Source organism: Nocardioides eburneiflavus (genome assembly GCF_004785795.1).
Taxonomy (GTDB): Bacteria; Actinomycetota; Actinomycetes; order Propionibacteriales; family Nocardioidaceae; genus Nocardioides; species Nocardioides eburneiflavus.
This window is the reverse complement of the sequence record NZ_SRRO01000001.1, coordinates 1243104-1269140: the sequence shown is the minus strand read 5'-3', so window position 1 is coordinate 1269140 and position 26037 is coordinate 1243104. Positions and strand designations below refer to the sequence as shown.

Sequence of the window (26037 nt, the reverse complement as noted above, 5' to 3'; positions counted from 1 at the left end):
GGGGAGACTAGTCGATCAACGGGCCCGGGTGACGGTGATCATCCGGTCGGCCTGCGGCTCGGTCACCACCTGCGGGGTCTGCTCGCCCGGCCACCACACCCGGATGCGGGCCACCCCGGCCTCGCCGAGCCCGACGTGCAGCTCGGCGGGGTGCTGGGCCTCGTACGACCCGGACGTGTGCAGCCACTGCGTGGTCGTCGCGCCGTCGGTGGAGGTGACCTCGACCCGCGAGCCGAGCCCCGCCACGTTGCCGGGGGTGGACGGGTCGCGGAGCCGGATCCCGATCCAGCGTCGCGGCGGGGTGGTGTTGCGGTAGAGCGTCGGCGGCTCCCCGGCGTGGGCGACCAGCAGGTCGAGGCGCCCGTCGCGGTCGTGGTCGAAGGCGACGAGCGCGTGCGAGACGCGGTCGTCGTCGATGCCGACCTGCGCGGCGGCCTCGGCGTACGGTCCGTCGTCCGAGCGCACCCGGAACGACGTGGGGTCGTCGACGAACGCGGCGTAGTAGACCTCGGCCTGCGACGTCGGGTCAGGGTCGGCCTTGCCGATGCGCCCGTTGGTGACCGCGACCTGGAGCCGGCCGTCGTTGGCGAAGTCCGCCGCGACCGCACCCCAGCCCCACCCGGTGTCCCGCAGGCCGAGCTCGTCGGTCGACTCCTCGAACCGCATCCGGCCGCGGTTGAGGTAGACCCGGTTGCCGGAGCAGCCGGCGAAGAGGCCGACCGGCGGGCAGGTGCCGTCGGCCGTCGGGTAGGCGATCGAGGTGACCAGCCAGTCGGGGCGACCGTCGCCGTCGAGGTCGCGCACCACGGAGCCCATCCCGTTCTCGTCGGTGCCGACGCCGGCGCGCCGGGTGACGTCGACGAAGCCGGTGCCGCGCTCGTTGCGGTAGAGCCGGGAGGAGCACGAGTCGCCGGCGACCGCGAGGTCGAGCCAGCCGTCGTCGTCGAGGTCCACGAGCTGCGGGGTGAACGGCCGCTCGATGCCGAGGTCGGCCAGGCCCCACGCCTGGGTGGCGTCGGTGAAGCGGTCGCCGTCGTTGCGGAAGGCACGGGTCGCCCCGGTCACCTGCAGGGCCCCGGCAGCGTGCAGCCGGCGTACGGTCGCGGCGTACTGGCACTGCCCGGTGAACCGGTCGGACGCGTCGCCGCGAGCGGCCTCGACCGCGACGAACGAGCCGAGGTTCCAGTCGGTGACCACCAGGTCGAGGTCGCCGTCCCGGTCGACGTCGCCGAAGTCCACCCCCCGGATCGCGCGCTTCCCCGTCCCGGGGGCGGTCACCCGCCAGGCCCGGGGCCCGTCGCGGAACCGGCCCGACGCGTCCCCCAGCAGCAGCCGGCCGAACTCGGTGCCGGGTCCGCCCAGGAAGAGGTCGAGGTGACCGTCGGCATCGACGTCGGCGAAGGCCGCGACGGTCACGCCGACGAGCGACGGGAGGCCGGACTCGTCGGTGATGTCGGTGAAGACGCCGTCGTCGTTGCGGTGCAGGCCGCTGGCCCGGCCCGACGACGTGAGCAGCAGGTCGAGGTCGCCGTCGTCGTCGATGTCGGCCACCGCGGCGCCCGCGTCCATGTCGGCGGCGGTCGGCTCGGGGCCGTCGGGGCCGCTGCCGGTGAGCCCCACCCGGTCGGTCACGTCCTCGAAGCGGAGGCCGGCCAGGGTCTCCTCCGGCACGGGCGTCGGGTCGGGCTCGACGGGCCGTACGACCGGGCGGCCGGGACTGGCGGTGCCAGCGCCGGGCTCGTCGCCCGCCGGCGTCGCGACCGGGGCCTGGGCCTCGCCGTCGGAGAACACCCGCACCGCGACGAGCACCCCCACGAGCAGCACGACCAGCACCAGCGCGACCGTGCGGGATCGCGCGGCCGGGTCCTGGCTCTTCCCCACCGCGCGATCCTCGCACGGATCTGAGTGCCGATACCGGCGCGAGCGGCGCGCCCCATCACCGAGACTCGGCGCATGGACACCTCGTGGCAGCGCCCCGGTCTCCGGGCCGCCCTCCTCTACGCTCTCGCCGCCGGCCTCCTCGGCGCCGTCGTCTCGACCGTCAGCCGCCTCGAGCTCACCCGCCGCTCGACGCCCACCGCCCAGCTGCCCGACGGCCCGCTCATCGTGGTCGCCAACCACACCAGCTTCGCCGACGGCATCCTGCTCGCCCTCGTCGGTCGCCGCCTCGGCCGCTCGCTGCGACTGATGGCGACCGGCGGCGTGTTCCGCTCAGGCCTGGTCGGACCGGTCGTCCGCCGCCTCGGCTTCATCCCCGTGCAGCGCGGCACCTCCGCCGCCGTGGGCTCCCTGGACGCGGCGGCCACCGCACTCGAGGCGGGCGAGGCCGTCGGGCTGTTCCCCGAGGGGCGCATCACCCGCGACCCCCAGCACTGGCCCGAGCGCTCCAAGACCGGGGCCGTACGCCTCGCCCTCCGCACGGGCGCGCCGGTCGTCCCGGTCGCCCTCGTCGGCGCCCAGCAGGTGATCGGCACCCGCGGCATCGTGGCCCGCCTGCTGCGCAACACCCTGCTGCGCCCGCGGGTGGCTGTCGCCGTGGGCGAGCCGATCGACGTACGCCGCCTCGCTGGCGTCACCGCTGGAGAGCCTGTCGACGAGGCGACCGTGCGCCGGGTCGCCGACGAGGTGATGGCGGCGCTGGTCGCGCAGGTGGCCGAGCTCCGCGGGGAGCCGGCGCCGTACGCGACCGGCGTGCCGGAGGATGCGCTCGCGGGCTGAGCGCGACCGCCCACGCGTCCGGCCACCGGCCATCGGAGAGGACGCTCACCCGCGGCCCGGCAGCTCAGGAGTAGCGGTGGCTCTTCTGCGGGTGGCCGCTCTCGCGGGTGCAGGTGCGACCGCTCATGTTGCGGTGGCCGCAGAGGTCCTCGGTCGCCGGCGACTCGGCGGCCCGCTCCTCGACCCGCTTGGGCGCGGGCGGCGCCACCGGCGCCACCGGCCTCGCCGGTGCGGTCGCTGCCCGCTTCTGAGACTCGGCGTACTTGGCCTCCCGCATCGCGCGCAGGTTGTCCATCTTGCTCATCGCTCACTCACGCCCCGAACCTACGCGCCTGCACCGACAACCCCGGCCACCGGCTCCGGTCGGAGGTCACGACACCTGTGCCTCGAGCCAGGCGGCGAGATGGGCCAGCGAGGCGTCCAGCCCCTGCTGGTGTGCCTCGGCGTCGATGCCCGGGGGCACGTCGGTGGCGTCGATCGCCACCCGCGTGCCCGCGCCCTGGGCGGTGAAGGTCCACGTCATCGTCATCCGGCCGGCGTTGTCAGGGTCGTCCGACTCGAAGACGACACCCCACACCACCCGCTCGCCCTCGACGAGCTCGTCGACCGTGACGCGGGAGAGATCGGTGTCCTCGGTCGTCTTCGCGCCGCCCTCCGGCGCCTCGTCGTAGCGCAGCGCCAGGGTGAAGCCGCCGCCCGCTCGGAGCTCGGCGTCGGAGAGCTCACCGGTCATGCCCTCCGGCGGGAGCCACGCGGCCAGCGCCTCGGCGTCGACGAAGGCGGCGTACACCTCCTCAGGCGAGGCGGCGACGTCGGCGACGGCGCGGTCGATGCGCGGCACGTCAGCTCCCCCGGCGCCAGACGACGACGGACTGACCCGGCCCCCGGTGGAGCACGGGGAGCTTGTTGGGCGCCGCCTGCGCAGCAGCCGCCCGCGCGGCCAGCCCGTGGCGTACGGCCTCGAGCTCGGCGAGGAGCTCCTCGTTGCGGGCACGCAGGGCGTCGACCTGGAGCTCGAGCTCCATGATGCGGCGTACGCCCTCGATGCCGATGCCCGCGCTGGTGAGGTCGGCGATCTGGCGCAGCCGCTCGAGGTCGCGGTGGGAGTAGCGACGGCCGCCGCCCCCGGTGCGCCCGGGCTGGATGAGCCCCATCCGCTCGTAGGCCCGCAGCGTCTGGGGGTGCAGCCCGGTCAGCTCCGCCGCCACGCTGATCACGTAGACCGCGGCGTCCGGGTTGGGCGCACCGAACGGCGTGCTCATGCCTCGAACAGTCCTGCCCGGAGCGGCTTGCCGGCGGTCGCCGCGCGGTAGGCCTCGAGGGCCTCGCGGGCGGTCGGGTCGAGCGAGCCGGGCACCTGGACCTCGACGGTCGCGAGCAGGTCGCCCTTGGAGCCGTCGCGCTTGGTGGCGCCCTTGCCGCGCACCCGGAAGGTGCGCCCGTTGGGCGTGCCCGGGGGGAGCTTGAGCGTCACCGGCGCACCACCGAGTGTCGGGATCTTGACCTCGGCGCCGAGGGCCGCCTCGTCGAAGGCCACCGGTACCTCGATGGTGAGGTTGTCGTCCTTGCGGCCGAAGACCCGGTGCGGGGTGACCTTGACCTTGACGAACAGGTCGCCGGCCGGGCCGCCGTTCTCCCCGGGCGCGCCCTTGCCCTTGAGCCGGATGCGCGCGCCGTCCTTGACCCCGGCCGGGATGCGGGCCTGGATCGAGCGCGCCGACGTGCCGCGGCCGGAGCCGTGGCAGGTCGGGCACGCCTCGTCGTAGACGAGCTGGCGACCACCGCACGCCGGGCAGGTCTCGTTGATCGAGAACGCGCCCCCCGTGCCGGCGACCACGAAGCCTGCGCCCTCGCACTCCGGGCAGATGTGCGGCCGGGTGCCGGGCTTGCCGCCCGTGCCCTGGCACGTCGCGCACGCCGTGTCGGAGGTCAGCCGCAGCGACACCGTCACGCCGTCGAGGGCGTCGGTGAAGCCGATGGTGGCCGTGCTCTCCACATCGGCGCCGCGCCGCGGGCGCGGCTGCTGGGTGCGGGTCCGCTGGGCGCCGCCGAAGAGGTCGCCGAACATGTCGCCGATCCCACCGCCGGCGCCACCGCGGTCGCGCAGCAGGTCGTCGAGGTTGAACCCGCCGCCGCCGAAGCCGCCGGCGCCGCCGCCCATCCCGCCGCCCATGCCGGCGCCGAAGCCGCCGCGCGACTGCAGCGAGCGGAACTCGTCGTACTTGGCGCGCTTGGCCTCGTCGCCGACCACGTCGTACGCCTCGGCGACCGCCTTGAACTTCTCGTGCTTGGCGTCGTCACCTGGGTTGGAGTCGGGGTGGTTCTCCCGGGCGAGCTTGCGGTAGGCCTTCTTGATGTCGGCCGCGCTGGCGTCCTTCTTGACGCCGAGGACCTGGTAGAAGTCCTTGGTCGCCCAGTCGTTCCTGAAGGTCTCGTTGTCAGCCACGGGTGAACCTCCTCTCCGTCGTCGGCGTGGTCATCTGGTGGCGGGTCAGGCGTCGGCGGGGTCGACCACGAGGACCTGCGCCGCCCGGACGACGCGGTCGCCCATGCGGTAGCCGCCCTTGGCGACGTGCTTGACCGTGGTGACCTCGACCTCCGCGTCGGTGCCCAGGTGGCTGAGCGCCTCGTGGAGCGTGGGGTCGAAGGCGTCGCCCGGCTCCCCGAACCGCACCAGGCCGGCCGCCGCGACGACACGCTCGAGCTGGTCGGCCACGGCCTTGAAGCCGTCGTCGAGCTCGCTTCCCATGGATCGGGCGGAGTCCTTGGCCCTGTCGATCGTGTCCAGGACCTCGACCACGGGGGTGAGCGCCTTGTAGGCGGCGGTCTCGGCCACCAGCTGGCGGTCACGGTCGACGCGCTTGCGGTAGTTGGCGTACTCGGCCTGCAGGCGCTGGAGGTCGTTGGTCAGGTCGGCGAGCGACCCCTTCATGGCGGCCAGGTCGTCCTCCTCCGTGTCACCGTCACCGTCACCGGCGACGGCGTCACCGGCGACCTGCTCCTCGACCTCGGTTGGTTCCTGAGCAGGCGAGGGACGAGCCGTGTCGAAGGGCTGGACCGGCGCCTCGCCGGCGACGTCACCGAACCCGCCCTCCGGAGAGGGAGCCGCGGTGGGCTCCCCCTCCGGGAGGTCGTACGCCTCGGGGCCCGTGGCGGGCTCGTCGGGGCGATCGGTCACTTGGACTCACCCTCGGCGCTGTCCGTGCCCTCGGCGGGCTCGTCGACGATCTCGGCGTCGACGACGTCGTCGTCGGCCTCGCCCGTCGCTCCGGTGGCACCGCCCGCAGCGGCCTGGTCGGCCTCCGCGGCGGCGTACATCGCGGCACCCATCTTCTGGCTGGACTCACCGAGCTTGGTGATGCCGGCGGTGATCTCCTCCGACGACGCGTCCTCCTTGGCGAGGGTCTCCTTGAGCGCGTCGACGTCGGCCTGGACCTCGGTCTTCACGTCGTCGGGGAGCTTCTCCGCGTTGTCGGTGAGGAACTTCTCGGTCGTGTAGACGAGCTGGTCGCCCTGGTTGCGGGCCTCGACGGCCTCGCGACGCTTGGCGTCCTCCTCGGCGTACTGCTCGGCCTCCTTGACCATCCGGTCGATCTCGTCCTTGCTGAGCGCCGAGCCTCCGGAGATGGTCATCGACTGCTCGCGACCGGACGCCTGGTCCTTGGCCGAGACGTGCACGATGCCGTTGGCGTCGATGTCGAAGGTGACCTCGATCTTCGGCACGCCGCGCGGGGCCGGCGGGAGGCCGGTCAGCTCGAAGTTGCCGAGGGGCTGGTTCTGCGACCACATCTGGCGCTCGCCCTGCGCGACCTTGATCTCCACCGACGGCTGGTTGTCGTCGGCGGTCGTGAAGATCTCCGACCGCTTCGTGGGGATGGTGGTGTTGCGCTCGATGAGCGTGGTCATCACGCCGCCCTTGGTCTCGATGCCGAGGGACAGCGGGGTGACGTCGAGGAGCAGCACGTCCTTGACCTCGCCCTTGAGGACGCCGGCCTGGAGCGCGGCGCCCACGGCGACGACCTCGTCGGGGTTGACGCCCTTGTTGGGCTCCTTGCCGCCGAGCAGCTCCTTGACGGCCTCGGTCACGGCCGGCATGCGGGTCGAGCCGCCGACGAGGACCACGTGGTCGATGTTGGCGACGGCGACGCCGCCGTCCTTGAGCACCGACTGGAACGGCGCCTTGGTGCGCTCGAGCAGGTCGGCGGTGAGCTTCTGGAACTCGCTGCGGGTCAGCTTCTCCTCGAAGTGGAGCGGGCCGCCCTCGCCGTGGGTGATGTAGGGCAGGTGGATCGTGGTCTCGGAGCTCGAGGACAGCTCGATCTTCGCCTTCTCCGCGGCCTCCTGGAGGCGCTGCTTGGCGATCTTGTCGGCCCCGAGGTCGACACCGTTGTTGTCCTTGAACTTCTTGACCATCCAATCCACGACGCGGTTGTCCCAGTCGTCGCCGCCGAGGTGGTTGTCACCGGAGGTCGCCTTGACCTCGACGACGCCCTCGCCGATCTCGAGCAGGGACACGTCGAAGGTGCCGCCACCGAGGTCGAAGACGAGGATCGTCTGGTCCTCGCCCTTGTCGAGGCCGTAGGCCAGCGCGGCCGCGGTGGGCTCGTTGACGATGCGGCTGACGTTGAGGCCCGCGATCTCGCCGGCCTCCTTGGTGGCCTGGCGCTGGGCGTCGGAGAAGTAGGCCGGGACGGTGATGACCGCGTCGGTCACGGTCTCGCCGAGGTAGGCCTCGGCGTCGCGCTTGAGCTTCTGGAGCACGAAGGCGCTGATCTGCTGGGGGGTGAAGGTCTTGTCGTCGATCTCGACCTTCCAGTCCTCGCCCATGTGGCGCTTGACGGACCGGATGGTGCGGTCGACGTTGGTGACCGCCTGTCGCTTGGCGACCTCGCCGACGAGGACCTCGCCGGACTTGGTGAAGGCGACGACGGACGGGGTGGTCCGGGCGCCCTCGGCGTTGGCGATGACGGTGGGCTCGCCACCCTCAAGTACGGACACGACGGAGTTCGTCGTGCCCAGGTCGATGCCGACCGCTCGAGCCATGGTGTGTTACCTCCTGCTGTGGGTTCTGCCTGGATGACGTGAGTCTGCTGCCATCCTGCCGCGCATTGGCGGAGGAGGCAAAACAGTTGAGTCGATCTGACTCAAGTCTGTTCATGGGGTACAACGCAGGTCAGCTGTCGATGTTCCCCGAATCGGGCAACAATTTCCCGAGTCGAGCGGACATATGGCCGCTCGAGTCGTGGAGTACGGGGCGACCAGCGTCCATACCGTTCGACAAGTCACGACTTGGACGCCACCGAGCCCACGACCGCACCCCTCTACGGTGGAACGCATGATCCGGCACACCGTCGCCTTCCGGCTCCACCACGCGCCCGGCTCCGCGGAGGAGGCCGACTTCCTCGCCGCGGCCCGGTAGCTGGCCGACATCCCCGGCGTCGAGGCGTACGAGCAGCTGCGCCAGACCAGCGCGAAGAACGACTTCACCTTCGGGTTCTCGATGGAGTTCGCCGACCAGGCGGCCTACGACGGCTACAACCGCCACCCGGTCCACACGGCGTTCGTGGCGGACCGCTGGGTGCCCGAGGTCGCCGACTTCCTGGAGATCGACTACGTCCCGCTCTGAGCGGGAGCGGTCGAGCTCGAGACGCTCAGCGGGTCCAGACGTACGGCGTCGTCGTGGTGATCGCGCGCAGCCCCGACCGCTCGAGGATCGGGCGCGACATGTCGGTGCAGTCGGAGTGGACCAGCCGGATGCCGCGGGCGACGGCGGAGCGCGCGCGGGCGGCGACGAGCGCGCGGTAGATCCCGCGGCCGCGGAACTCCGGCAGCGTCGAGCCGCCCCAGATGCCGGCGAAGTCGGTGCCCTCGACCGGGGTGAGCCGGCCGCCGCACGCGACGCGGTCGCCGACCTCGGCGATCCAGAACTCCGACGCACCGCTGGTGAGCTCGCGCAGCGCGGACGCCACCGACGGCCCGCGGCCGCCGCCGAAGACGGACTCCTGCGCCTCGAGCATGCGGGTCAGGTCGGGCACCGCGTCGGGACCCGGCTCGATGCGGCGTACGACGACGGGGCCCTGCGGCGTGTCAGCGAGGGGCACGTCGCTGGCGAGCAGCGACGCCTCCCCGACCATCACGGTCTCCACCGGCTCCGCGACGAGCCCGTGTGCGACGAGGCGCTCGCCGAGGTCGGCGGGCTCGTCGTGGCCGCGTGACTTCCACTCGAAGGACTCGACGTCCGTGTCGTCGCGGAAGTGCGCGACCGTACGCTCGATCGCCTCGTCGAGCGCGGTCCCGGCGAGGCCCCCGAGGTCGCGGTACGACACGAAGCCGCCGTGGTCGAACACGCCCCACAGCAGCGGTCCCTCGCGCTGCACGTCGTGGGCGCGGGCCATCTCGGCGTCGGTGCGCAGCTGGTCGTCGTAGGCCGTCAGCAGGGGGTCGGTCGTCACGGTGGTCACCCTAGGTGCCGAAGTCAGGGGAATCTCAGGGGTTTTCGCCTGCGCGAACGCGCCCGGACGCCGCACACTTCTCTCGTGCTCCACCGGGGGATCCCGCGCCGCGTCGCCGGCGCCTCAGTCGTCGTGCTGCTGCTCGCTGCCCTCATGGCGTTCTGGGTCGCCGACCGCGCGGGCGCCGGTCCGGCCCGCTGCCAGCAGCACCGCCTCTACGCGCGCGAGCGGGCCGCGGTCGTCACCGGCGAGGGCGAACGGGTCCTGGTCATCGGCGACTCCTGGTCGGTCGGCCTCGGCCAGGACGACCTGCGCCGCTCCTGGGCGGCCGAGCTGCCCGGCGAGGTGCACGTCCGCGGGTTCTCCGGCTCGGGCTTCAGCGCCGGCGCGAGCCACTGCGGACGGGTCTCGTTCCACCACCGGGCCGCGACCGCGCTCGGCGTACGCCCCGCCCTCGTGGTGGTCGAGGGCGGCCTCAACGACTTCGACCAGCCGACCGCCGCGATCGAGCGGGGCTTCCGCGACCTGATGGCCGACCTCGCCGGCCACCGCGTGGTCGTCGTCGGCCCGGCCGACGCGCCCCTCCGCAGCCGTGCCGTGCCGCGTGTCGACGCCCGGCTCGCGGAGCTCGCGGACGCGTACGGCGTCCCCTACGTCCGCACCAGCGACCTCGAGCTCGACTACCTCGACGACCGGCTGCACCTCACCGAGGACGGGCACCGCGAGTTCGGCGAGGTCGTCGCCGACCGCATCGCCGAGGTGGACCCGGCCCGACCGGCGGTCCGTACGCGCTGACCGCTCGGTGGTCGAGCAGTCCGCGAGCGCGAGCGAGCGGGCGTGTCGAGACCTACTCGGCGAGCCAGGCCGTCCAGCTGTCGAAGGAGTAGGGGCGGCCGAGGAAGTCGGCGACGAGGTCGGCGGCGTCCTTGCGCCCACCCATCGCCAGCACCTTGTCGCGGTAGGCGCGGGCGACGTCGGGGGCGAACATGTCGTCGCGGTCGAAGGCGGAGAACAGGTCCTTCGCGATGACCAGCGACCACATGTAGGTGTAGTAGCCGGAGGAGTAGCCGTCGAGGTGGCCGAACGCGCAGTGCATGTGGGCGCCCTCCAGCGGCGGGAACACCGAGTAGCGGCGCTGGAGCTCGTCGCCGAAGGCGGTGAGGTCGTCGTGCTCGCGGGCGTGGAACCAGTAGGACCGGGCGGCGTAGGACATCTGCTGCACGGCGTAGAGGCCCTTGCCGAACTGCTCGGCACGCCGCATCGCGGCGACCAGCTCGCGCGGGATCGTCTCGCCCTCGGCGTTGCTGGCGAAGGTGGCCAGCACGTCGGCGTCCCACGCCCACTCCTCGAGCATCTGGCTCGGCGCCTCGACGAAGTCCCACTCGGTGGCGACGCCGGAGAAGCGCACCCACGCGGTCTGCCCGCCGAGCACGTGGTGGACCAGGTGGCCGAACTCGTGGAACAGCGTGACGACCTCGTCGTGCTCCATCAGCCCGCGGGCGAAGTTGCAGACGAGCACGCCCTCGGGGAGCTGCTCGCCGGCGACGCCGCTGACCAGGTCGAACTGCGCGGCGTGCTTGAACTTGCCGTCGCGGGGGTGGAGGTCGAGGTGGATCCGGCCGATGCGCGCACCGTCGAGGCGTACGTCGTAGCTGGCGACCTCGTCGTGCCAGGTGCCGGCCTCCTCGCGGGACACCGGCGTCCACTCCAGGCCGAAGAGTCGCCCGGTCACCTCGAGCAGCCCCTGGCGGACCTGCTCGAACGGGAAGTAGGTGCGCACGACCTGGCCGTCGACGTCGTACTGCTCGCGGCGGACGAGCTCGGAGTAGTAGCGCGAGTCGTAGGTCGCGACGGAGTCGGCGGACGGGTCGTCGACACGCTTGCGCTCGAGAAGCACGGCCAGCTCCTCGCCCGCGCGCTGCTTGGCGGCCTCGCCCACGCGGTCGATGAAGTCGGCGACGGCCTGGCCGCTGCCGATCATCTTGACCTCGGTGTCGTAGTCGGGCCACGAGTCATGACCCAGCAGGGCCGCGGTCTCGCGGCGCACGGCGAGCAGGTCCTGGAGGACCTGGTCGTTGGCCGGCCACGCGACGTTGTTCTGGGCGAGCGCGAGCTCGTGGCGCGCCTCGGCGTCGGCACCGAAGGTCGTGAACGGCACCAGGTCGGGATAGTCGGTGGTGATCGTGACCAGCCCGTCCTCCTCGGGGGCGTGGGCCTCGCGGTAGTCGTCGGGCAGCCCGGCGAGGCGCTCGGGCGCGATCCGGATCGAGCGGACGTCGTCGCGGATGTTGCGGCCGAAGTCCTGGGAGAGCTTCACGCCCCGCTCGCTGAGCTCGCGGAGCCGGTCGCGGGTGGCGTCGTCGCGGTCGACGCCGGCACGGCGGAAGTCGCGCAGCGTGTGCTCGAGCACCCGGCGCGCGTCGTCGTCGAGCCCGTCGGGAGACAGTGCGTCGAGCACGGCGTAGAGGTCGCGGTCCAGGCCCAGCTCGGTGACGTACTTCTGGACCTGCTGGCTGAGCTCGTCGGCCCGGTCGCGCACGGCGGCGTCGGGGTGGACCTCGGCCCACAGCGCGACCGACCCGGCGTTGGCGAGCGCGGTCTCGGCCTTGTTCCACGCGGTGAGCACCACCGGGGCGTCGGAGGAGCCGGCCTTGACCAGCCCCACCTGCTGCTGCGCCTCGGTGAGCTGGTCCTCGCAGCGCTGCGTGACCCAGGCGAGCCAGTCGCCGGGTCCGGGGAGGTCGAGGGGTGCGGGTGCGGTCTGGGTGTCGTCGCTGTCGGCCACGCCCGTGAGCGTACGGGTGGGTCCCGACAAACCTCCACCGCCTTCGGAATACCTCGCCGAGGGCCGGTGTAGGGACAGGTATGACTGTCCCTGACCTCACGCTCCACGACGGCACGTCCATCCCCCAGCTCGGCTTCGGCGTCTTCCAGGTGCCGCCGCCGGAGACCGCGGCGACCGTGACGGCGGCCCTCGAGGCGGGCTACCGGCACATCGACACCGCCCAGATGTACGGCAACGAGGCGGGCGTCGGCGAGGCGATCAAGGCCTCCGGCATCGCCCGCGACGACCTCTACGTCACCACCAAACTCAACAACGGCTTCCACCGGCCCGACGACGCGCGCCGCGAGATCGACGCCTCGCTGGAGCGCCTCGGCCTCGACCAGGTCGACCTGTTCCTCATCCACTGGCCGCTGCCGACCCGCTACGACGGCGACTTCGTGCAGACCTGGCGGGCGCTGATCGAGGCGCAGGAGGGCGGCAAGACCCGCAGCATCGGCGTCTCCAACTTCCAGCCCGCCCACCTCGACCGGATCGTCGAGGAGACCGGCGTCGTGCCGGTCGTCAACCAGGTCGAGGTGCACCCGTTCTTCGCCAACGAGGACGTCCGGTCCGCCAACCGGCGCCACGGCGTGCTCACCGAGGCGTGGTCCCCGATCGCGAAGGGCACGGTCGTCGACGACGACACCATCAGTGAGATCGCCTCGCTCGTGGGGCGTACGCCCGCGCAGGTCGCCCTGCGCTGGCACGTGCAGCGCGGCGACATCGTCTTCCCGAAGTCGATGAACCCCGAGCGCATGCGGCAGAACTTCGAGATCTTCGACTTCGAGCTCGAGCCGACCCACATGGCCGCGCTCGACGAGCTCGACCGGGGCGAGGCCGGCCGGATGGGCCCGAACCCCGACGCCTTCGACTGGATCCCCTGACGGCTCCGGCCTCCGGCGGAGCGGTGGGTGAGCCACATCCGCTGGCGCAGGAATGTGGCTGGGGCACCGCCCACGGGCGCGGCGTACGCGTGTCCCGACCGAGCGGTGCGTGAGCCACATCCGCTGACGACGGAATGTCGCTGGGGCACCGCTCGGCGGAGGGTCTTGAGAGGATGCGTCGGTGACCTCGGGGACCGAGCAGGAGTTCCGCTTCCGCGACATCTGGCTCGTGGCGTACGGCCCCTCGATCGTCTCCGCGATCGGGCACGGCGCGATCATGCCGGTGCTCGCCCTGCGGGCCCGCGACCTCGGGGCCGACGTCAGCACGGCCGCCGCGATCGTCGCGCTGACCGGCGTCGGCATGCTCCTCGCGAGCCTCCCCGCGGGGGCGCTGGTCGCCCGGGTCGGCGAGCGGCGGGCGCTGGTGGCGGCGGGGTTCGTCGACGCCGTCGCGATGGCGTTCGCCGCGCTGACCGACTCCGTGCTCGGCCTCGCAGTGGGCGTGCTGCTGAGCGGGGTGTGCTGGACGCTGTTCCTCATCGCCCGCCAGGGCTTCATGATCGACGCCGTCCCGATCACCCACCGGGCGCGGGCGATGTCGCTGCTCGGCGGGTCCTACCGCGTCGGCGTGCTCATCGGTCCGCTGATCGGGGCCGGCCTCATCTCCCTCACCGACCTCACCAGCGTGTTCTGGCTGGGCGCCGCGATGAGCGTCCTCGCCTCCCTGCTGGCTGCCACGATGCCCGACCTCGGCGAGGAGAAGCGCGCCGCGGCGCGGGCCAGCGGGCACCTCGGCGTATGGACGGTGATCGCCTCGCACCGACGACTGCTCGCCACGCTCGGCACCGCCGTGGTGATCCTCGGCATGAGCCGCTCGCTGCGGCTGAGCCTGCTGCCGCTGTGGGCCGAGCACGTCGGGCTGTCGGCCTCGACGACGTCGCTGATCTTCGCCGGCGCGGCCGCCCTCGACGTCGCGTTCATGTGGCCCGGCGGGTGGCTGATGGACACGCGCGGCCGGATGGTCGTCGCGGTGCCGGTGGTCCTGTCGATGGCCGTGGCGTGCCTGCTGCTCCCACTCGCCACCACCGCCGTGTCGGTCTCCCTGGTGATGGCGCTCATCGCCTGCGGCAACGGCCTCGGGTCGGGCATCGTGATGACGCTCGGCGCGGACGCCGCCCCCGACGAGGGACGCCCGCAGTTCCTCGGAGCGTGGCGACTCTGCGGCGACATCGGCAACACCGGCGGCCCGCTCCTGGTGGGCGCCATCGCCGCGACCGCCCCGTTGGCGACCGCGTGCCTCGTCGTCGGCGTACTCGGACTGGCCGGCGCCGGCTGGGTGGGACTCTGGACGCACCGCGTGGACGCGGCGCGGAGGGCGCTCAGCCGACGGTGACGGTCAGCTCGTTGGAGACGACGTCGGAGTCGGTGTCGACCACGCGGAACTTGTTGGGCCCGGTGCGGCTGGTCTGGACGTAGGTCGCGAAGGTGCCGCCGCTGACCGACATGGTCACCGGGAAGTCCGACCAGGCGCCGTTCTCGAAGCGCTGCACCTGGAGGATCGCACCCTCGCCGCCCTGGTAGGTGCCGGTCAGGTCGATCTGCTGCATCGGGCTCACCGACTGCTGGGTCGCGGAGAGCGAGATGGCCGTGGCGGGGGTCTCAGAGGACGTCTCGGTGCCGGGGTCCGGCTCCGCCGGCTCCTCGGTCGCACTCTCCGTGGCGGTGGCGCTCGGCTTGGGCAGCCGGAAGGTAGCCGACGCGTTGGAGTCGCTGCTCGACGACGACACGGTGCCGTCGAGGCCCGTGACCTTCACGCCGGCGAGCACCGCGAGACCACCCAGCAGTCCGATGGCCACGGAGACGCCGACGAGGGCGAGGAGCCCGGTCAGGACGGGGCGGTTCTCGGTGTCCATGCGGTGAGGATGCCTCTCGGAGCCGGGTGCGTCTGGCAGGTGCGTCGCACCGCCATTGTCCAAGACGGCTGGTCCGGGGCCAAGTCGCCCGTCCGGCGGGGGCGCTCCCGACCCCTCGTCGGACAGGATGGGGGCATGCAGTCACCGTTGCGACACGGCAAGGCCGCCATCGGCACCACCCTCGCCGGAGGCGCGCTCGCCGCGCTGTCCCAAGCCCCCGAACGCGCCTCCCGCCTGCTGCGGCACCGCTACCCGACGGTCGCGGTGACGGGCATGACCGGCGTCGGCAAGACCCGCCTCGCGGACCGCCTGGCCCGCCGGGCGAGCGCCGAGGCCTCCGCCGCCGAGGGCACCGAGGTGGGCTCGGCGGTGATGGAGCGGCGTACGCGTCGCAACGCGCGGCTGCGCGGCTACCGGTTCCGCGTGGTCCCCGGGGAGAACGCCGCCACCCGCCTCGGCGCGCTCGACGAGGTCTTCCACGACGAGCCGGTGGACGGCGTGCTGCACGTGGTCGCTTACGGCCACGCCACGCCCCGGCGTACGGCCGGCACCACCGGCGCCGCGCTTGCCTCCCGGGAGGAGCAGCTCGCCGCCGAGCTCGAGGACTGGGCGATCACCGCCCACCGGATCGCCAGCATGGCCGTACGCCGCGAGCGCCCGACGTGGCTGGTCGTCGCGGTGACCAAGGCCGACCTGTTCGCCGACGACATCGACGCGGCCGTGCACTACTACTCCCCCGGCAGCGGCTCGCCGTTCGGCGACAAGCTCGACGAGCTCCGCGCCCTCGCCGGCGGCGCCCGGCTCTCGATCGACGTGCTCCCGGTGTGCGCCCAGGGCGGGGGCCGGAAGGGCTCCGGGTCCAGGCTGCCCGACAAGGCCTGCAGCGAGCTGCTCACCAGGCTCGAGCTGCGGATGGCACAGCTCAGCGGCCACGTCTGAGGCCGGACGCGGTCGAGACCACGGACACCGGTAGTTCACAACTTCACCACCTCGGGTTTCGGGGCGGCCCGGGCGGGCAGAAGGTCGCCATGAGGCCGATCGCGATCAACCAGCGGGCGTTGCGGGGCGCCCGGGAGGAGCTCGACACCGCCCGCGAGGCCCTGCGGGCGGCGCTCGGCGACATCGACCACCCCGCCGACGACTTCCCCTGGCGCGACCTGGTGGTCGAGGGGGTCCGCAGCCTCGTCGACGAGGCGGAGCAGGTCGCGCGGCGCTGTCGCAGCATCGCGGGCGCCATCGACGACTCGGTCGTCGACTTCGACGAGCTCGACCTGATGGTCGGCGAGGCCGCCACCGTCGCGGCGAAGCTCGCCGAGGTGAAGCCGTGACGCGGGTCGCGGCCGAGGCGCTGGTCGAGACCCAGCGCGAGGGCCTCCGGTTCGGCGACCCGATCGGCTGCCACTACCACTGGCTCGAGCCGGGCGAGGTCGACGCCTACGGCGACTCCGTACGCCGCCTGGCCGCCAAGGTCGAGCTCGCCGTCGACGCGTTCGAGCGCACGTCCACGCTGTCGGAGGAGGTCTTCGCCGGGGAGGCCGCTGACACGCTGCGCGACCGGGCCGCCCGTCGCCACGAGGAGTCGGCCACCGTCCGCGACAACCTGCGCGGCCTCGGTCGCGCGATCAACGCCTACTCCGACGTGCTGCGCCGCCACCGCGAGGGGCTCGAGCAGCTGCGCGCGTTCGCCACCAGCCAGGGCCTCGAGGTCCGCGACCACCGGATCTGGCCGCCCGTCGAGACGCTGCCCGGCGACGCCACCCAGCAGCAGGCCGACGCGTGGGAGGCCGACTGGAAGGCCTACCAGGCCTGCTTCGACGCCAAGATCGAGCTGCGCGACACCCGCCGAGCCGGCACCCGCGAGCTCGTCAAGGCGCTCGCCGACCACGCCGGGGTGCACCCCGACGAGGACCGGCAGAAGCTCGTCGCCGCGACTGCCAACCAGGTGAGGTTCGGCGAGCTGCGCCGCGAGGCGGCCGAGGAGGCGATGGAGGCCGTCCAGGCCGGAGACGCCGCCGAGGCGGCGCGCAGCACCGTCGAGGCGCTCAAGCGCCGCGAGCAGTCCGCGCTCGACAGCCTCGAGGAGCTCGTCCTGGCCGAGGCGCCCCATGAGGACATCGCGGCACAGGCGGCCAAGGTGCAGGCGCTGCACCACGAGCTCGTCGACGCCCGGGTCGAGGCCCGCGACGCCGAGTCGGTCGCCGAGCGCGAGCAGGCACAGGCCAACCGGGCCGCCCGCAACCTCGACGCGGCCGACATCAGGACCCGGCTGGGCTGACCTCGCGGACCTCGACCACCTCGTGTCGCGGGATCGTGCTCGCGCGGCTCGCCGAGCACGTCAGCTGATGGGCGTCCGCGCCCGGCACCCGGCGTACGACCACGTCGCGGGCGCCGAGGCCGCGCACCTCGCACCGCACCGTGGTCAGGTCGCCGTCCGCGCGTACGCCCCGGACCTGCACGTCGTCGAGGCCGGTGAGCCGGTGCTCGCGGCGCAGCGCCACGTCGGCCGCCTGGGCGGGCATCGGCAGGTCGGAGCGGCCGCGGAAGTGCTCGAGCAGCACCTCGCCGGCGGCGGTCGCGTCCGCGACGGCGCGCGCCGAGTCGGGGTCGAGGCCTCCGTAGTAGAGCCCGCGGGGCAGCACGACGAGGTTGCCGGCGAAGCGGTCGCCCCCGACGTGGGAGGTCTCCCACGTCGCGTCGGCGTGGGGGCCGTCGGCGAGCGCCAGCGCCACAGGACGCCCGAGCTCGGCGCAGCAGGCGTCGTGGCGCCCGTGGGTGCACACGGCGAGCAGCGGCGCGGTCGACCGGTCGAGGCCCAGGGTCCGCCCGGCGCCGAGCGCGGCCAGGTCGAGGGCGCGTACGTCCGCCAGGTCGTCGAGCGACGCGCTCTCCAGCCACGACCCGGGACCTGCGGCGCGGGCGGCGACCACCCGCACGGGTCCGCTGGCGGCACGGCGTCCGGGGCGGCGTACGAGCAGGACCCGCACGCGGTGCCGGCGTGCCTCCTCGCGCAGGTGGTCGCCCAGCCCGCCGGGCAGGCGGGCATCACGCAGCGCGTCGACACCCCACGGGCCGGCGTGCTCGAGCAGCAGGAAGCTGCGGACCGTCGAGGCCGTGCCGGCGAGCTCGTCGCCCCGCTCCCGGCTCGCGGCGGCGCAGCGGAAGCCGGTCACCGCGCAACCTCGAGCAGCCCCTCCCGGACCAGGCGGCGACAGAGGACCAGGGCGCTCTCGCCGTCCAGCGGTGCGAGGTCGGCGGGCGTCAGCTCGTGGTGGGCCGCGACGTGCTCCAGCGCCGGTCGGACCCGGGCGGGGATCCGCAGGACCCGGTCGCCGATGAGCATCCGGACGGTCTCGCCCTCGTCGACCAGCGAGCAGGGGCGGCCGCGGCGTCGCCGGAGCCGGGTGTCCACCGCGATCCCGCGGGCCAGCGCGTCGCGGTCGAGCAGGGCGCCCGCGAGCCGCGGTGGTCGTCCGGCGAGGAAGCCCTCGGCCTGCCCCGCCGCGAGCGCAGCCGGGTCGAGGCGGCGTACGGCGTCGGCGAGCGCGGCGAGGTGGTCGCCGAGGCCGTCGACCAGCCGGCCGGGTTCGGTGAGGTAGCCGGCGGGGAGGTGCTCGTCGGGGACCTCGGCGAGCAGGCGGCCGACCTCGCGGGTCAGCAGGCTGCGCCAGGTGAGCTGGTTGATGCCGATGGTCAGGTGCAGCGACACCGACTCCTGCGCCCGGGCCGCGTGCGGGGTGCCGGTCGGGAGGTAGGCGATGACGCCGGGCTCGAGGAGCAGGTCACCGGGTCCGCCCTCGCCGTGGACCTCCCAGCGCTTCGTGCCGTGGGTCTGGAGGACGAAGACGTCATGGGAGTCGGAGTGGACCGCGAAGCCCTGGGCTCCGGGCGGGGTGAGGTAGGCGTTCGCCTGGCACGGGTGGCCGAGCTCGAGCTCGAGCTCGGCGACGAGGTCACCGACGGGCGTCCAGTAGCGCTGGAGGCCCTGGAGCACGATCGTGGCGCCCTCGTCGTGCAGGCGCATCAGCTTCACCGGGTCGATCAGCCCGGTGAGCGGCTTGCCGGCGAGGCTGCCGCCGCGGGTGAAGGACGACTCGGGCAGCACGGAGCCGTTGCGTGCGACGCGGACCGCGGGTGCGCGGATCGCGGTCTCGGTGAGCAGGTGGTCGACGTGGGCGAGCGAGAGCACCTCGGCGCCGTACGCCGGGTCGGTGCGGTGCACGTGCACCGACGACGCCCAGACCTTGTCGAGGAAGGTCTGGGCGTCACCGGTGAGCCGGTCGAGAGCGCTCAGAGCGCGGTCCCGTCGGTGCCGTCGGCGTCGGTGGAGTCGCCGTCGGTGGCGTCGGTCGAGTCGCCGTCGGTGCCGTCCGCGTCGGTGCCGTCCGCGTCGGTCGAGTCACCGTCGGAGGCATCGGTCGAGTCGCCGTCGGTGGCGTCCGCGTCCGTGCCGTCCGCGTCCGTGCCGGGACCGGCTGCCACGCCGGTCGGGTCGACCCCCTCGGTCGTGATCTCGTCGTCGCCGAGCGGGTTTCCGGGAGTCGTCATGGGTTCCTCCTCGATGTGCCGCGACGGACGGTCCGCCCCGGGAAGTGGTGTCGAGTCTGGTGTCGCCGACACCACCGTCCCACACCCCTGGGGACGGGGACAGGGCCGATCGGCGGGCCTCAGCGGGTGACGGCGCCGCCGTCGTCGGCCACCTCGATCGCGACCCGGCGCCCGTGCGTGCCCAGACCCGTGATCCGGGTGGCGCCGTACCCCCAGGGGCGCACCGGTGCGAGTGACAGGCCGTGCTCGGCGTCGCTGTCGGGCCGCAGGCCGAGCACGGAGCCGACCAGGGAGACCGCCGACGCGGCCGACCAGGCCTGCGGCCGGCACGCGGCCGGGTAGGGCAGGGGTACGGGCTGGGTCGAGGCGGCGTCGCCGGCGAAGAGCTCCGGAGGCCGGCCGCCGAACGCCGTGAGGGCGGACAGCAGCGCCTCGGCCACCTCGGCTGTCTCGGGCCGCTGCTCCGCGGCGAGCCCGGCCAGGCAGATGGCAGTGTCGTGCGGCCACACGGAGCCGACGTGGTAGCCGGTCGGCGAGTAGCCCGCGGCCTGCGTCGACAGCGTGCGGATCCCGAAGCCGGACTGCATGTCGGGGCCCACGAGGCGCCGCGCGACCAGGTCGACGCCCTCGGCGTCGAGGATCCCCGTCCCGAGCAGGTGGCCGATGTTGCTCGTCAGGGAGACCACCGGCCGCTTGTCGCGGTCGAGCGCGATCGCCGGGAACGCACCGACGGCGTCCTCCACCCAGAAGCGCCGGGCGAACTCCTCGCGCAGCCGCTCCGCCCACGCGCGCCAGCGGTCGGCACCGGGCCGGCCGTACGCCTCGAGCAGGTCGGCGCCCCGCACCGCCGCGGCGTACGCGTAGCCCTGCACCTCCGCCAGCGCGAGCGGCGAGGTGGCGCGGGTGCCGTCGCTGCGGCGTACGGCGTCGCCGGAGTCCTTCCAGCCCTGGTTGGACAGGCCGTGGCCGGAGCGGTCGACGTACTCCAGGAGCCCGTCGCCGTCGGCGTCGCCGTGCTCGACCTGCCACGCGAGCGCCCGCTCGAGCGCGGGCAGCAGCTGCTCGACCTGGTCGCCGGGGGCGCCCCAGCTCCACGCGTCGTGCAGGGTCAGCGCCCACAGCGGGGTGGCGTCGATCGTGCCGTAGTAGACCGGCGGCAGGTGGCGCTCCGCGCCGTCGTCCTCGCCGAGGCTGAAGCCGGCCGAGCGCACCTCGTGCAGGATCTTGCCGGGCTCCTCGGCGGTCACGTCGTCGGTGCGGGTGCCCTGGTGGTGCGCGAGCAGACGCAGGGTCGACATCGCCAGGTCCGTGGTGACCGGCATCAGCATGCGCGCGGTCCAGAGGCTGTCGCGGCCGAAGAGCGTCAGGAACCACGGCGCGCCGGCGCCGATGAACTCCTCGTCGGTGCCGTCGGGGCCGGGTGCCGCGAGCCGCAGCAGGCGGAGGTCGTCGAGGCTGCGCTGCAGGACCGGCGCGAGGCGGCGGTCGGCGCTGTCGACCCGGACCTCGGGCCAGCCCGCGTCGCGCCGCGGCGCCGTCACGGCCGCGCCCGCGGTGTCGAGGGTCAGCAGCAGGTCGTGGGCGACGCTCCCGCCCGGGGGCACGGTGAGGTCCCACGTCGCCGCCACGCCTGTGCCGTCGGCGCCGTCCGGGCTGGTCCGGGCACCCGGGACGCGCAGGGTGGCGCGCAGGCCGTCGCGGTCCCAGGTCAGCACCGAGCCACCGACGCCGTCGGCGGGGACCGCCTCGAAGGTCGCGCCCGACTTCACGCCGTCCATCGGCGCGAGGTCGGCGGCCACCCGCAGCACGAGCGTGCAGGTCACCGGCTCGGCCGCGGTGCTGGAGAGCACGTACGTCTCCCGCACGAGCCCCGGCTCGACGTCGCGCCGGCGGACCAGGCGCACCGTCGGGTCCGGGCCGGGGTCGCCGAGGTGGCGAGGCACGGACACGAAGGTGTGCGTGTCGCCGCGCACGCTGTGCGCCGCGACGGGCGTCGGCTCGTGGCCGTCGACCTCGAGCGCCAGCAGGCAGATCACCCGGCGGTCGGCGTGGTGGACGCCGGCCAGGCCGCCCGGACGTACGTGGCCGTCACCGGCCGACCACACCTGGGTCGGCGCCGCGATCGTGAGGGACAGGTCGTGCAGCCAGGGTTGTTCCATCGACGGGTCCTTCGTGTGGGTCGGGGCTGGTCGTGGCGGGGTCATCAGGAGGGGGGTTCCCAACGAGTGTGACGTGGGTTACGGTTTGAGCGCTCAAAGTTTGAGCGCTCAAACACCCTAGTGGCCGCACCGGCTCACCGCTACCCCGCATCCGAGCACCCTCGAGGAGGACGACATGGCCGAGACCGGACCCGCCACGCTCGACTCGGTCGCGGCCCGTGCCGGCGTCTCGCGCCAGACCGTCTCCAACGTGCTGCGCCACCCCTCCCGCGTGGCCGCCCCGACCCGGGAGCGGGTGCTCGACGCCATCCGCGAGAGCGGCTACCGGCCGTCGCTGCCGGCCCGCCAGCTCGCCACCCGCCGCGCGCACGCCATCGCCGTACGCGCCGAGCGCCAGCAGGACGGCATCTCGGGCCTCGTGCTCGACGCCTTCTACCACGGGCTCGCCGAGGCCGGGCAGGACAACGGGCTGCGGGTGCTGCTCTACGCGCAGCCCGAGGACGAGGCCGCCGAGGTCGCGCTCATCGACGAGCTGGTCCTCACCGGCGCCGCCGACGCGGTCGTGCTCACCGCCACCAGCGCCGACGACGAGCGCCCCGCCCACCTGCGCGCCAACGGCACCACCTTCTGCGCCTTCGGCCGGCCCTGGGGCCACGACGACGAGCCGCACGACTGGGTCGACGTCGACGGCGCCGTCGGCACCGGCCTGGCCGTGCAGCACCTCCTCGACCTCGGGCGTCGTCGCATCGCCTACCTCGGCTGGCCCGACGACGGCGGGGCGCCCAGCACCGGGACGGACCGTCGTCGCGGCTGGCTGGACGCCCTCACCGCCGCCGGTCTGGGCGGCGCGGCCGTCGAGACCCGCAGCGTCAACGACGCCGCCGCCGCCCAGGCGGCCGTCGCCGCGCTGCTCGACGCACCCGACGCACCCGACGCCCTCGTGTGCGCCAGCGACACCCTCGCGCTCGGCGCCCACCGCGCGGCGACCGCTCGCGACGGCGACCGGCTGACGGTGGTCGGCTTCGACGCCACGCCCGTGGCCGCCGCCCTCGGACTGGCCAGCGTCGCCCAGCCCATCGACCAGGTCGCCCACCTCTGCATCGACCTGCTCACCGGCCGGCTCGAGGCCCCCGACGGGCCCGCGCAGGGCCTGCTCGTGCCGCCGGTGCTGAGCCTGCCCACCTGACCCCGGCCTGCCCGCCACACCGCCACTCCCTCACCCCCAACCCAAGGAGTCACCATGTCGCTCACCTCGCCCCCCAGCCGCCGGCGTCGCCGCGCGTCCCTCGCAGCGCTCGCCGTCTCCTCGTCGCTGGCGCTCGCCGCGTGCGGCGGCGGCGGGTTCGAGGAGGACGGGTCGTCCGACCCCGCGTCGTCGGGCGACGGCCCCGTCGAGCTGCAGGTGCTGATCGCCTCCAGTGGTGACGCCGAGACCCAGGCCGTCGAGGACGCGGCCGCCGCGTGGGCCGAGGAGAGCGGCAACGAGGTCGAGGTCGTGGTGGCCAACGACATCGCCCAGCAGCTCTCGCAGGGCTTCGCCGGCGGCAACCCGCCGGACGTGTTCTACGTCGACGCCGGCGTCTTCGGCGACTACGCCGAGGCCGGCAACCTCTACCCCTACCTCGACGAGATGGAGGGCGCCGACGACTTCTACCCCAACCTCGTCGACTCCTTCACCCTCGACGACCAGGCCTACTGCGCACCCAAGGACTTCTCGACGCTCGCTCTCCAGATCAACACCGAGTCCTGGAAGAAGGCCGGCCTCACCGACGCCGACATCCCCACCACCTGGGACGAGCTGCAGAGTGTCGCGCAGGAGCTGACCACGCCCGACCAGGCCGGCCTCGTCCTCGGCATCGGCCGTGACCGCGTCGGCGCGTTCCTCGTGCAGAACGGCGGCTTCTGGGTCGACGGGGAGACCGGCGAGGCCACGGCCACCGAGCCCACGAACGCCGAGGCGCTCGAGTTCGTCCAGGGCATGCTCGAGGGCGGCGAGGCCGTCCTGGCGCCCGACGTCGACGCCGGCTGGGGCGGCGAGGGCTTCGGCACCCAGAAGGCCGCGATGACGATCGAGGGCAACTGGATCCGCGGCGCGATGGAGAACGACTACCCGGACGTCGACTACACCGTCGCCGAGCTGCCGGAGGGCCCGGCCGGCAAGGGCACGCTGCTCTTCACGCAGTGCTGGGGCATCGCGGCCGACTCGCCCGACCAGGAGGCGGCCGTCTCGCTGGTCGAGGCGATGACCACCCCGGAGCAGCAGCTGAAGAACGCCGACGCCTTCGGGGTGATGCCGAGCCGTGAGTCCGCCCAGGCCGACTACGTGGAGCAGTTCCCCGACGACGCGCCGTTCATCGCCGGTGGCGACTACGGCCAGGGCCCGGTCAACCTGCCCGGTCTCGGCCCGGTCGTCGCCGACCTCGACTCCCAGCTCGAGCAGCTCAAGACCGCCGACGTCAACCAGATCCTCGAGTCCTTCCAGAAGAACGCCGAGGCGGAGCTGCAGTGAGTCGCGACACGAGCATCCGGCGCGGCCAGGCCTTGGCGGGGTGGACGTTCGTCTCCCCCACCCTGGTCGTGCTGGGGCTCTTCCTGGCGGTGCCGGTGCTGATGGCGCTGTGGGTCTCGTTCACCGACTGGAACGGCCGCGGCAGCCCGTTCGCCTCTGGCATCGGGTTCGTCGGCGTCGACAACTACCGCGAGCTGGTCGGCGAGCAGGGCGGGCTGACGAGGTCGGACTTCATGACCTCGCTGCGCAACAACTTCTTCTACGTCCTGCTCGTGGTGCCGTTGCAGACCGCGTTCGCCCTGTTCCTCGCCCTCGTGCTCAACCAGCGGCTGCTGAAGGCGGTCGGCTTCTTCCGCACCGCCTTCTACTTCCCGTCGGTGGTCAGCTCGGTGGCCATCAGCCTGGTCTTCCTGTTCCTGTTCAGCGGCGGTGGCGTGATCAACTCGCTGCTCGAGATCGTCGGCATCGACGGCCCGACCTGGTTCAACGACTCGCGCGGGCTCTTCCACCTGCTCGGTGACGGCCTCGGCCTGTGGAGCGCCTCGGACCCGCCGTCGGCGCTCGCCGGCAGCGGCGTGCTCGGGCTGACCTGGTGGCAGTGGATCTCCGGTCCGAGCGTCGCCCTGTCGGTCATCATCATGCTGGTCATCTGGACGACCGCCGGCACCTTCATGCTGATGTTCCTCGCCGCCCTGCAGGACCTCCCGCTCGAGGTCGAGGAGGCCGCGCGCATCGACGGCGCCGGCCGCTGGGGCGTGTTCCGCAACGTCACGCTGCCGCACCTGCGTCCGACCATGCTGCTGGTGACGACGCTCGGCCTGATCGGCACCTGGCAGGTCTTCGACCAGGTGTACGTCATGACGCAGGGCGGACCGGGCAAGACGACCCTCACCCCGGCGTACCTGTCGTACTCCTACGCGTTCGACAACCAGAAGTGGGGCGTCGCGGCGGCGATGGCCTTCGTGCTGTTCCTCATCATCTTCACAATGACCTCGCTGCAGAGGTTCCTCTTCCGCGACAAGGACGCGATCGCCACCAAGCGCGCCGAACGGCGTACGCGGAAGGCACGAGCCAACGCCACCGCCGGAGGTGCCGCATGAGCACGACCGCCCACGCCAAGCCGATGGTCCGCGACCGCACCGCGGCGTGGCTGTTCCTCGGCTACGCGGTGCTGGTCTTCTTCGCCTTCCTCTACCTCTACCCGTTCGTGGTCCAGGTGACGACGTCGTTCAAGACCAACAGCGACGCGGTCGCCAGCCCACTGTCGCCGGTGGCGGACCCCTTCACCCTCGGGGCCTTCGACCGGCTGTTCAACACCGAGTTCCCGCTGTGGTTCCGCAACTCGGTGGTCGTCACCCTGCTGGTCACTGCGGGGCGGGTCTTCCTGTGCTCGCTCGCCGGGTACGCCCTGGCCCGGATCAAGTTCCGCGGGCGCGGGGCCGTGTTCACCGCCATCCTCGCGGTGATGGCGGTGCCGGGGGTCGTGCTGCTGATCCCGAAGTTCCTCGTGCTCAACTACCTCGGGATCTACAACGCGTGGCCGGCCCTGGTGCTGCCGCTGCTCGTCGACGCGGCCGGCGTCTTCATCATGAAGCAGTTCTTCGAGACGATCCCCGAGTCCGTCGAGGAGGCGGCGCGCATCGACGGCGCCAACACCTTCCGGATCTTCTGGTCAGTGGTGCTGCCGATGGCGCGACCGGCGCTCATCACGCTGACGATCCTGTCGTTCCAGGGGTCGTGGAACGAGCTCCCGCACTTCATCATCGCGAGCCAGGACCCCGACCTCTTCACGTTGACCAAGGGCGTCGCGACGCTCACGAGCGGCCAGCTGGGCTCCGGCAACCAGTACCCGATCACGATGGCCGCGGCGCTGCTGATGACCATCCCGGTTGCGATCGTCTTCTTCGTCTTCCAGAAGTACCTCGTGCGTGGAGGTACGGCAGGAGCGGAGAAGGGCTGATCCCACCAGACTCCGGCGCCGGGCGGGCCTCCGCCTCCTAGCACCCGCCCGGCACCGGCTTTGCTCCCGCGCG

General features: G+C 73.1%; 26 protein-coding genes. 12 read left to right on the top strand and 14 right to left on the bottom strand.

The window, feature by feature from the left end:
* Positions 1–15: 15 nt before the first annotated feature.
* Complete coding sequence (locus EXE59_RS05950; RefSeq protein ID WP_135838077.1) at positions 16–1881, bottom strand: CRTAC1 family protein; 1866 nt, start codon at positions 1879–1881, stop codon at positions 16–18.
* A gap of 72 nt (positions 1882–1953) precedes the next feature.
* Between EXE59_RS05950 and EXE59_RS05945 the strand changes: the two genes are divergently transcribed.
* Positions 1954–2718 (top strand): lysophospholipid acyltransferase family protein, encoded by a 765-nt coding sequence (locus EXE59_RS05945; RefSeq protein ID WP_135838076.1) that lies wholly within the window; start codon positions 1954–1956, stop codon positions 2716–2718.
* Positions 2719–2782: 64 nt separating this feature from the next.
* On the opposite strand, the gene EXE59_RS05940 is transcribed toward EXE59_RS05945, so the two are convergent.
* From EXE59_RS05940 to dnaK, 6 genes are all read right to left on the bottom strand, one after another.
* On the bottom strand, positions 2783–3022 hold the full coding sequence (locus EXE59_RS05940; RefSeq protein WP_135838075.1) for a hypothetical protein: 240 nt from the start codon (positions 3020–3022) through the stop codon (positions 2783–2785).
* A 66-nt stretch (positions 3023–3088) separates the two neighbouring features.
* The gene (locus EXE59_RS05935) at positions 3089–3559 is read right to left on the bottom strand and encodes an SRPBCC domain-containing protein (protein WP_135838074.1); all 471 of its coding nucleotides are present in this window, start codon (positions 3557–3559) and stop codon (positions 3089–3091) included.
* A gap of 1 nt (position 3560) precedes the next feature.
* Positions 3561–3980 carry a heat shock protein transcriptional repressor HspR gene (locus EXE59_RS05930; RefSeq protein WP_135838073.1) on the bottom strand — a complete coding sequence of 140 codons (420 nt, stop codon included), beginning with the start codon at positions 3978–3980 and terminating at the stop codon, positions 3561–3563.
* Positions 3977–5164 carry a molecular chaperone DnaJ gene (dnaJ, locus tag EXE59_RS05925; RefSeq protein WP_135838072.1) on the bottom strand — a complete coding sequence of 396 codons (1188 nt, stop codon included), beginning with the start codon at positions 5162–5164 and terminating at the stop codon, positions 3977–3979. The genes EXE59_RS05930 and dnaJ overlap by 4 nt, the downstream gene beginning before the upstream one ends.
* Before the next feature lie 45 nt (positions 5165–5209).
* Positions 5210–5896 (bottom strand): nucleotide exchange factor GrpE, encoded by a 687-nt coding sequence (locus EXE59_RS24395; protein ID WP_246056553.1) that lies wholly within the window; start codon positions 5894–5896, stop codon positions 5210–5212.
* Positions 5893–7761, bottom strand: coding sequence for a molecular chaperone DnaK (gene dnaK, locus EXE59_RS05915; protein WP_135838071.1), 1869 nt, complete (start codon positions 7759–7761; stop codon positions 5893–5895). Before dnaK ends, EXE59_RS24395 begins: the two co-directional genes overlap by 4 nt.
* A gap of 376 nt (positions 7762–8137) precedes the next feature.
* Between dnaK and EXE59_RS05910 the strand changes: the two genes are divergently transcribed.
* Positions 8138–8344 (top strand): Dabb family protein, encoded by a 207-nt coding sequence (locus tag EXE59_RS05910; protein ID WP_210429148.1) that lies wholly within the window; start codon positions 8138–8140, stop codon positions 8342–8344.
* 25 nt (positions 8345–8369) lie between these two features.
* Here the strand turns inward: EXE59_RS05910 and EXE59_RS05905 are convergent, their stop codons facing one another.
* Positions 8370–9170 (bottom strand): GNAT family N-acetyltransferase, encoded by an 801-nt coding sequence (locus tag EXE59_RS05905; protein WP_246056551.1) that lies wholly within the window; start codon positions 9168–9170, stop codon positions 8370–8372.
* Positions 9171–9254: 84 nt separating this feature from the next.
* On the opposite strand from EXE59_RS05905, the gene EXE59_RS05900 reads away from it, so the two are divergent.
* On the top strand, positions 9255–9965 hold the full coding sequence (locus EXE59_RS05900) for an SGNH/GDSL hydrolase family protein (protein WP_135838070.1): 711 nt from the start codon (positions 9255–9257) through the stop codon (positions 9963–9965).
* A 52-nt stretch (positions 9966–10017) separates the two neighbouring features.
* Here the strand turns inward: EXE59_RS05900 and EXE59_RS05895 are convergent, their stop codons facing one another.
* Positions 10018–11955, bottom strand: a complete 1938-nt coding sequence (locus tag EXE59_RS05895; protein WP_135838069.1) for a M3 family metallopeptidase — start codon at positions 11953–11955, stop codon at positions 10018–10020.
* A gap of 80 nt (positions 11956–12035) precedes the next feature.
* Between EXE59_RS05895 and EXE59_RS05890 the strand changes: the two genes are divergently transcribed.
* Together EXE59_RS05890 and EXE59_RS05885 are read left to right on the top strand one after the other, a co-directional pair.
* Complete coding sequence (locus tag EXE59_RS05890; RefSeq protein WP_135838068.1) at positions 12036–12878, top strand: aldo/keto reductase; 843 nt, start codon at positions 12036–12038, stop codon at positions 12876–12878.
* Between the two features lie 181 nt (positions 12879–13059).
* Positions 13060–14271, top strand: coding sequence for an MFS transporter (locus tag EXE59_RS05885; RefSeq protein ID WP_246056549.1), 1212 nt, complete (start codon positions 13060–13062; stop codon positions 14269–14271).
* On the opposite strand, the gene EXE59_RS23670 is transcribed toward EXE59_RS05885, so the two are convergent.
* Positions 14258–14791 carry a hypothetical protein gene (locus EXE59_RS23670; RefSeq protein ID WP_168218415.1) on the bottom strand — a complete coding sequence of 178 codons (534 nt, stop codon included), beginning with the start codon at positions 14789–14791 and terminating at the stop codon, positions 14258–14260. The genes EXE59_RS05885 and EXE59_RS23670 overlap by 14 nt on opposite strands.
* 135 nt (positions 14792–14926) lie before the next feature.
* Here EXE59_RS23670 and EXE59_RS05875 point away from each other — a divergent pair, with 135 nt between their 5' ends.
* The 3 genes from EXE59_RS05875 to EXE59_RS05865 all read left to right on the top strand — a co-directional run bounded on the left by EXE59_RS05875 (position 14927) and on the right by EXE59_RS05865 (position 17066).
* Positions 14927–15730, top strand: coding sequence for a hypothetical protein (locus tag EXE59_RS05875; protein WP_135838066.1), 804 nt, complete (start codon positions 14927–14929; stop codon positions 15728–15730).
* Between the two features lie 89 nt (positions 15731–15819).
* On the top strand, positions 15820–16119 hold the full coding sequence (locus EXE59_RS05870; RefSeq protein ID WP_135838065.1) for a hypothetical protein: 300 nt from the start codon (positions 15820–15822) through the stop codon (positions 16117–16119).
* Positions 16116–17066 carry a hypothetical protein gene (locus EXE59_RS05865; RefSeq protein WP_135838064.1) on the top strand — a complete coding sequence of 317 codons (951 nt, stop codon included), beginning with the start codon at positions 16116–16118 and terminating at the stop codon, positions 17064–17066. Before EXE59_RS05870 ends, EXE59_RS05865 begins: the two co-directional genes overlap by 4 nt.
* Here EXE59_RS05865 and EXE59_RS05860 read toward each other — a convergent pair.
* The 4 genes from EXE59_RS05860 to EXE59_RS05845 all read right to left on the bottom strand — a co-directional run bounded on the left by EXE59_RS05860 (position 17047) and on the right by EXE59_RS05845 (position 21495).
* The gene (locus tag EXE59_RS05860) at positions 17047–17961 is read right to left on the bottom strand and encodes a ferredoxin family protein (RefSeq protein WP_135838063.1); all 915 of its coding nucleotides are present in this window, start codon (positions 17959–17961) and stop codon (positions 17047–17049) included. The genes EXE59_RS05865 and EXE59_RS05860 overlap by 20 nt on opposite strands.
* On the bottom strand, positions 17958–19016 hold the full coding sequence (locus EXE59_RS05855) for a cupin domain-containing protein (protein WP_246056547.1): 1059 nt from the start codon (positions 19014–19016) through the stop codon (positions 17958–17960). Before EXE59_RS05855 ends, EXE59_RS05860 begins: the two co-directional genes overlap by 4 nt.
* A 62-nt stretch (positions 19017–19078) precedes the next feature.
* Complete coding sequence (locus EXE59_RS05850) at positions 19079–19336, bottom strand: hypothetical protein (protein WP_135838061.1); 258 nt, start codon at positions 19334–19336, stop codon at positions 19079–19081.
* 119 nt (positions 19337–19455) lie between these two features.
* Positions 19456–21495 carry an amylo-alpha-1,6-glucosidase gene (locus tag EXE59_RS05845; protein WP_210428900.1) on the bottom strand — a complete coding sequence of 680 codons (2040 nt, stop codon included), beginning with the start codon at positions 21493–21495 and terminating at the stop codon, positions 19456–19458.
* Between the two features lie 175 nt (positions 21496–21670).
* Between EXE59_RS05845 and EXE59_RS05840 the strand changes: the two genes are divergently transcribed.
* Genes EXE59_RS05840 through EXE59_RS05825 form a run of 4 tightly spaced genes read left to right on the top strand, consistent with a single transcriptional unit; the run spans position 21671 to position 25964 of the window.
* Positions 21671–22681 carry a LacI family DNA-binding transcriptional regulator gene (locus tag EXE59_RS05840; protein WP_135838059.1) on the top strand — a complete coding sequence of 337 codons (1011 nt, stop codon included), beginning with the start codon at positions 21671–21673 and terminating at the stop codon, positions 22679–22681.
* Positions 22682–22735: 54 nt separating this feature from the next.
* The gene (locus tag EXE59_RS05835) at positions 22736–24004 is read left to right on the top strand and encodes an extracellular solute-binding protein (RefSeq protein ID WP_135838058.1); all 1269 of its coding nucleotides are present in this window, start codon (positions 22736–22738) and stop codon (positions 24002–24004) included.
* The gene (locus tag EXE59_RS05830) at positions 24001–25104 is read left to right on the top strand and encodes a carbohydrate ABC transporter permease (protein ID WP_210428899.1); all 1104 of its coding nucleotides are present in this window, start codon (positions 24001–24003) and stop codon (positions 25102–25104) included. Before EXE59_RS05835 ends, EXE59_RS05830 begins: the two co-directional genes overlap by 4 nt.
* The gene (locus EXE59_RS05825; protein WP_135838057.1) at positions 25101–25964 is read left to right on the top strand and encodes a carbohydrate ABC transporter permease; all 864 of its coding nucleotides are present in this window, start codon (positions 25101–25103) and stop codon (positions 25962–25964) included. The genes EXE59_RS05830 and EXE59_RS05825 overlap by 4 nt, the downstream gene beginning before the upstream one ends.
* Positions 25965–26037 lie beyond the last annotated feature (73 nt).

Coding starts and splice junctions, on each gene's coding strand:
- EXE59_RS05890 (WP_135838068.1), top strand. CDS start 12,036: ATGACTGTCCCTGACCTCACGCTCCACGACGGCACGTCCATCCCCCAG.
- EXE59_RS05835 (WP_135838058.1), top strand. CDS start 22,736: ATGTCGCTCACCTCGCCCCCCAGCCGCCGGCGTCGCCGCGCGTCCCTC.
- EXE59_RS05845 (WP_210428900.1), bottom strand. CDS start 21,495: ATGGAACAACCCTGGCTGCACGACCTGTCCCTCACGATCGCGGCGCCG.
- EXE59_RS05930 (WP_135838073.1), bottom strand. CDS start 3,980: ATGAGCACGCCGTTCGGTGCGCCCAACCCGGACGCCGCGGTCTACGTG.
- EXE59_RS05850 (WP_135838061.1), bottom strand. CDS start 19,336: ATGACGACTCCCGGAAACCCGCTCGGCGACGACGAGATCACGACCGAG.
- dnaK (WP_135838071.1), bottom strand. CDS start 7,761: ATGGCTCGAGCGGTCGGCATCGACCTGGGCACGACGAACTCCGTCGTG.
- EXE59_RS23670 (WP_168218415.1), bottom strand. CDS start 14,791: ATGGACACCGAGAACCGCCCCGTCCTGACCGGGCTCCTCGCCCTCGTC.
- EXE59_RS05825 (WP_135838057.1), top strand. CDS start 25,101: ATGAGCACGACCGCCCACGCCAAGCCGATGGTCCGCGACCGCACCGCG.
- EXE59_RS05840 (WP_135838059.1), top strand. CDS start 21,671: ATGGCCGAGACCGGACCCGCCACGCTCGACTCGGTCGCGGCCCGTGCC.
- EXE59_RS05945 (WP_135838076.1), top strand. CDS start 1,954: ATGGACACCTCGTGGCAGCGCCCCGGTCTCCGGGCCGCCCTCCTCTAC.
- EXE59_RS05940 (WP_135838075.1), bottom strand. CDS start 3,022: ATGAGCAAGATGGACAACCTGCGCGCGATGCGGGAGGCCAAGTACGCC.
- EXE59_RS05870 (WP_135838065.1), top strand. CDS start 15,820: ATGAGGCCGATCGCGATCAACCAGCGGGCGTTGCGGGGCGCCCGGGAG.
- EXE59_RS05875 (WP_135838066.1), top strand. CDS start 14,927: ATGCAGTCACCGTTGCGACACGGCAAGGCCGCCATCGGCACCACCCTC.